The organism is Streptomyces sp. (assembly GCF_036566765.1).
Classification (GTDB): Bacteria; Actinomycetota; Actinomycetes; order Streptomycetales; family Streptomycetaceae; genus Streptomyces.
In genome coordinates this window covers 1-4,565 of record NZ_DATCVQ010000769.1, presented here as the reverse complement: position 1 = coordinate 4,565, position 4,565 = coordinate 1, and the positions used below count along the sequence as shown (strand labels likewise).

Below are 4,565 nucleotides of genomic sequence, written 5' to 3'. Positions count from 1 at the left end.
GGCACGAACAGAGTGGCCTCAGTCTGGTAGTCGGGCGTCGGATCCGCCCCCGCGTCGTAGCTGGCACAGAGCTGGTTCGGGACCACGCGAGTAATCTTGAGCATCGCGAGATTGCCCTCACTGGTGAGCGTGCACAGCAGGTCGCCTTCCGCGATCCGGCCGGTACTGCCATTCAAATCCTTGCTGTCCAGGACCTCGGGCAGCGCTCCGGCCGTGTTGGAGGCCGCCGCCGCGCACTCCTTGGCGGTGGGTCCGGTGCTCTTGCCGAAGCGGGTGTACAGATTGAGATTGACCCGCCCCCGGGCCAGCTCCAGATCCTTCTGCGTTTCGGTGTCATACGGCGGGCGTTTGAGAAAACCGTCCGGGTCATAGCCGACGTGGTCCCCGGCGCCGGGGCCGGCGCTGCGTGGCCGAGAACATCTCGGCGGCGAGCGGCCTGTTCATCGAGGCCCAAGCGAAGATCGACGTCGTACGGGCCTGTGGCGGCGGCTTGGTCGCCTCCGCGGACGGGATCCGCTTCACCGTGCCCGTGCAGACCCTGTACGCGGGCTCGAACCCCCGGTACTTCGGCCTGCGCCACAAGGGCGCCACCTCGCTGAACGTTGTCAACGACCAGGTGATGGGGCTGGGCGGGGTGGTCGTGCCGGGCACGCTGCGCGACTCGTTGTTCATCCTGGACGCCATCCACGCCCGGGACGGCGGGCCGAAGCCGGAGACCGTCATCATGGACACCGCGTCGTACTCCGACATCGTCTTCGGCCTGTTCGCGATCTGTGGCTACCAGTTCTCGCCGAGGATCGCCGACATCTCCGATGCACGGCTGTGGCGGACGAATGCCGCAGCGGACTACGGGCCGCTCCAGCCGGTCTCGAACCACACGATCCGCCTGGACCGGATACGTGCCCACTGGGGCGACATGCTCGGTGTGGCAGGTTCCCTGCCCCTGGGCGAGGTCCGTGGCCACGACCTGATCCGCATGCTCTCCCGGGACGGCAAGCCGACCGGGCTGGGCGACGCGTTCGCGCACTATGGGCGGATCTTCAAGACCCTGCACCTGCTCCAGTTCGTCTCCGATGAGGGGTACCGGCGGATGATCGGTGCCCAGCTCAACGTTACTGAGGCCCGCCACCGCCTCGCTCGGAAGATCTTCTTCGGGCAGCGCGGCGAGCTGCGTCAGCACTACCGCGAGGGCATGGAGGACCAGCTTGGCGCCCTGGGCCTGGCGCTGTACGCGGTCGTGCTGTTCAACAGCCTCTGCAATTGACGCCGCCGTCAAGCAGTTCGCCGCTGACGGCTTCCCTGTCACCGACGAGCTGCTTGCCCGCCTCTCTCCGCTTCAGTACGACCACATAAACTTCCTCGGCCGCTATGCCTTCACCCGGCCCGCGGTGCCTGGCCTGCGCCCGTTGCGTGACCCCCACGCCCACGACGAGTCAGACGACGGCGAGGCCGAGTAACGGAGGTGCCGTACGAGGCCTGATCACTTCCACGAGTGTCAGGGTGGTGGCCGTGGTCATCCGCATTCGCTACACGGGTCCTGGCCGGGCTTTCCTCGAACTTGTACAGCGCCAGTAGGTGGCGGGCCAGGGCGAGTGCGGCAAGCAGCGCGACGAGCACGCACACGCCCCACCAGCCAGCCTGGCTCCAGACGCGTACCCCGAGCCAGGAACCTGCGCTGCCGCCCAGGTAGGCGCAGGTCATGTAGGCGGTGTTGAGCCTGCTGCCGGCGTTGACGCGCAGGGCGTAGACGCGGACTTGATTGGCGACCATGCCGGACTGCATCGCGGCGTCGAGGAGCAGCGTGCCGAGTGTCAGGGCGGCCAGCCCCAGCGCGCCGCCCCGGGCGCCAATGGTGAGGATCGCGGCCGAAACGAGGACACCAAGCATGCAGGCCAGGTTCACTGGATCGGGGCCGTAGCGATCCACCAGACGGCCGGCGAGCGGGGTGCAGACCATGGTCGCCGCGCCGACCAGGGCGATCATTCCTACCGCCTGGGCACCCAGCCCGTAGGCCGGTCCGGCGAGCAGGAGCGCCAGGCAGGTCCAGACCGCAGAGAACCCGGCGAAGACGGTTGCCTGGTAGAAGCACGAGCGGCGCAGGTCTGGCTCGGTGCGCAGCAGGCGCAGCGGCTCGGCCAGGAGCGCTGTGTACGGCTGGCGGGAGGACGGGGTTGTGGTCGGCACCGCGAACACCAAGACGGTGGCGAGAAGCAGAGCCAGGACCGCGGCGACCAGGTAGGGGGCCCGCCAGCCCAGCCACTCACCGAGCGTGCCGCTGAAGGTCCGGGCCAGCAGCATGCCGCCGGTCGATCCGCTCAGCAGGATGCCAATCACCGCTCCCTGGCGGTCGGCGGCCACGAGACCAGCCGCCAGGGGGCCGACGATCTGCGCGCCCACGGTGGTCAGGCCGACAAGCGTGCTGGCGGCAATGAGGGCCGGCAGAGCCGGTGCGCAACCTGCTGCGAGCAGTGCCAGACCGGTCAGGGCGAAGAGGACGACGAGGAACGAGCGGTGCGGGAGCCGGTCGCCAAGCGGCACCAGCAAGACCATCCCGGCCGTGTAGCCAATCTGTGTGGCAGTCACCACCGCAGCGGCCGAATCGGGCGACACATGCAGCCCGGCGGCGACCAGCGGACCGATGGCCTGCGGAAAGTAGATGTTGCCCACTGCCACGGCGCACGTGACAGCCAGGATCAGGATCTTCCGGCGGCTCATTCTTCAGTCCACCGGCCCGCCGGCGACGTAGATGACCTGGCCGGAGACGAACCCCGCCCCGGGACTTACGAGGAAGGAGGCGGTATGTGCGATGTCGTCAGGCAGACCCACCCGGCCGACCGGGATGGACTGCTCCGCCCCGTGCCGGAACTCCTCGAAGCTCAGGCCGAGCCGCCGGGCCGAGGCCCTGGTCATGTCGCTCACGACGAATCCCGGCGCGATGGCGTTCGCGGTCACGCCATGCGGGCCGAGCTGGAGAGCGAGGGATTTGGTGAATCCGATCAAACCCGCCTTCGCGCTGGCGTAGTCCACACGGTCGGCATCACCAACCGCGGAGATGCTCGACATGTTGACGATGCGTCCCCAACGGGCCGCCACCATATGCGGGCAGACGGCCCGGGTGACGAAGAACGGGCCGCTGAGGTTGATCCCCAAGACCGTGTCCCACTGCTGCGTCGTCATGTCCACAAGGTCGGCACGGGGTCCGATGCCGGCGTTGTTGACCAGCACCGTTGGCGGTCCGAACGCGGCGGCGATCCGGGCGATGGCCGCAGTGACCGCGGCCTCGTCGGCGACATCAGCGGCGACGGCCAGCGCTGCGCCGCCGACACTTGTGATGGCCTCCACGGTATCGGCGCAGTCCGCCCCGTCCAGATCGATCACGCCGACCGCCAAGCCGTCGCCCGCCAGACGCCTGGCAACAGCGGCGCCAATACCGCGGGCAGCACCGGTGACAACCGCCGTCCGCCGCACATGAGTTGTGGGTGTCATGGGAGGAAGTCCACGGCATCGACGTTGCGCCGCCAATCGATGTAGCGTATGGCTTAATGATCAGCTTTGCTCTCGGCGTCGAGGACCTCGCGGACACCCGCTTCGCCCTCTCACCCCTGCACGAAACCCTGTTCAGCCTGCGGGTGCTGCAGGATCCGGGCCTGTCCGCGCTGCATCTGCCCTGGCGCAGGTCCGTACTCGGCACACTCGGCACGCTCGACACCGGCCTACTGATGTCCCTGGTCGCGCAGAGGCGTACCCTCCCCGACTTCCTGACCCCGAATCCCGCGAGCTTCGCGCCGGCCTTCGAAGAAGAGCTCTCCGTCGTCCGCCAGGCGTCCTGCGCTCGGGTCCGCCACGACCTGCTGCTCGCGCACGCACCCGACCCTGTTCCCGAAGCGCTCCGCGACGCCACCGCCGCCGAAGACGCACCTGTCGCCAGGCTCCGCGACGCCATCTGCCATCTCCTGCGGCAGTACTGGGAGGTGGCCATCGAGCCGGTGTGGCCGCAGATGCGGCTGGTGCTGGAAGCCGACATGACCTACCGCGCCCGCCAGCTCGCCCTGGGGGGCGCCCGACTGCTGTTCGCCGACATGCACCCGAACCTGCGCTGGCAAGGCGGAGAGCTGTACATCCACAAGATGATCAGCAGGCACCGGGTTGCGGCATCTGGCCGGGGGCTACTGCTCCTGCCGTCCGTGTTCGCACACAAGCCCGCGCCTCCCGTGAGCCCGGACGAGCCGCCGAGCCTCGTCTATCCCAGCCGGGGAGTAGCCACGCTGTGGGGCTCGGAGATGCCGACCGTCGACACAACCGCCCTGGTGTCTCTGCTCGGTTCATCCCGAGCGAGACTGCTCAGCCTCCTGGAAGAGCCACTGCCCACCGTAGAGCTCGCCCGCCGTCTCAGGGTCACCCCAAGCGCTGTCTCCCAACACCTGCGTGTCCTGCACTCCACAGGACTGGTCACCCGGACACGTGACGGACGGCATGTTCTGTACCGGAGAAGCGCACTCGGCGACGGACTCACGACCACCGCAACCAGACCACGAACTCACGACAGCTGAGGTTCAGCACTCCGC

At 68.3% G+C, this 4,565-nt stretch carries 5 protein-coding genes; 3 read left to right on the top strand and 2 right to left on the bottom strand.

Going from position 1 to position 4,565, the window contains the following annotated elements:
• Positions 1–406 precede the first annotated feature (406 nt).
• Entirely contained in the window at positions 407–1,264 is an 858-nt protein-coding gene (locus tag VIU94_RS44560) for a Tn3 family transposase (protein WP_331921445.1), read from the top strand.
• Positions 1,206–1,457, top strand: coding sequence for a Tn3 family transposase (locus VIU94_RS44870; RefSeq protein WP_414721119.1), 252 nt, complete (start codon positions 1,206–1,208; stop codon positions 1,455–1,457). The genes VIU94_RS44560 and VIU94_RS44870 overlap by 59 nt, the downstream gene beginning before the upstream one ends.
• Here VIU94_RS44870 and VIU94_RS44555 read toward each other — a convergent pair.
• A complete protein-coding gene (locus VIU94_RS44555; RefSeq protein ID WP_331921443.1) occupies positions 1,375–2,715 on the bottom strand; it encodes an MFS transporter in 1,341 nt (446 codons plus the stop codon). The genes VIU94_RS44870 and VIU94_RS44555 overlap by 83 nt on opposite strands.
• A gap of 3 nt (positions 2,716–2,718) precedes the next feature.
• Positions 2,719–3,486 carry a 3-oxoacyl-ACP reductase FabG gene (gene fabG, locus VIU94_RS44550; RefSeq protein ID WP_331921441.1) on the bottom strand — a complete coding sequence of 256 codons (768 nt, stop codon included), beginning with the start codon at positions 3,484–3,486 and terminating at the stop codon, positions 2,719–2,721.
• A gap of 56 nt (positions 3,487–3,542) precedes the next feature.
• Between fabG and VIU94_RS44545 the strand changes: the two genes are divergently transcribed.
• Positions 3,543–4,550: an ArsR/SmtB family transcription factor gene (locus tag VIU94_RS44545; protein ID WP_331921447.1), complete on the top strand. Its 1,008-nt coding sequence runs from the start codon at positions 3,543–3,545 to the stop codon at positions 4,548–4,550.
• Positions 4,551–4,565 lie beyond the last annotated feature (15 nt).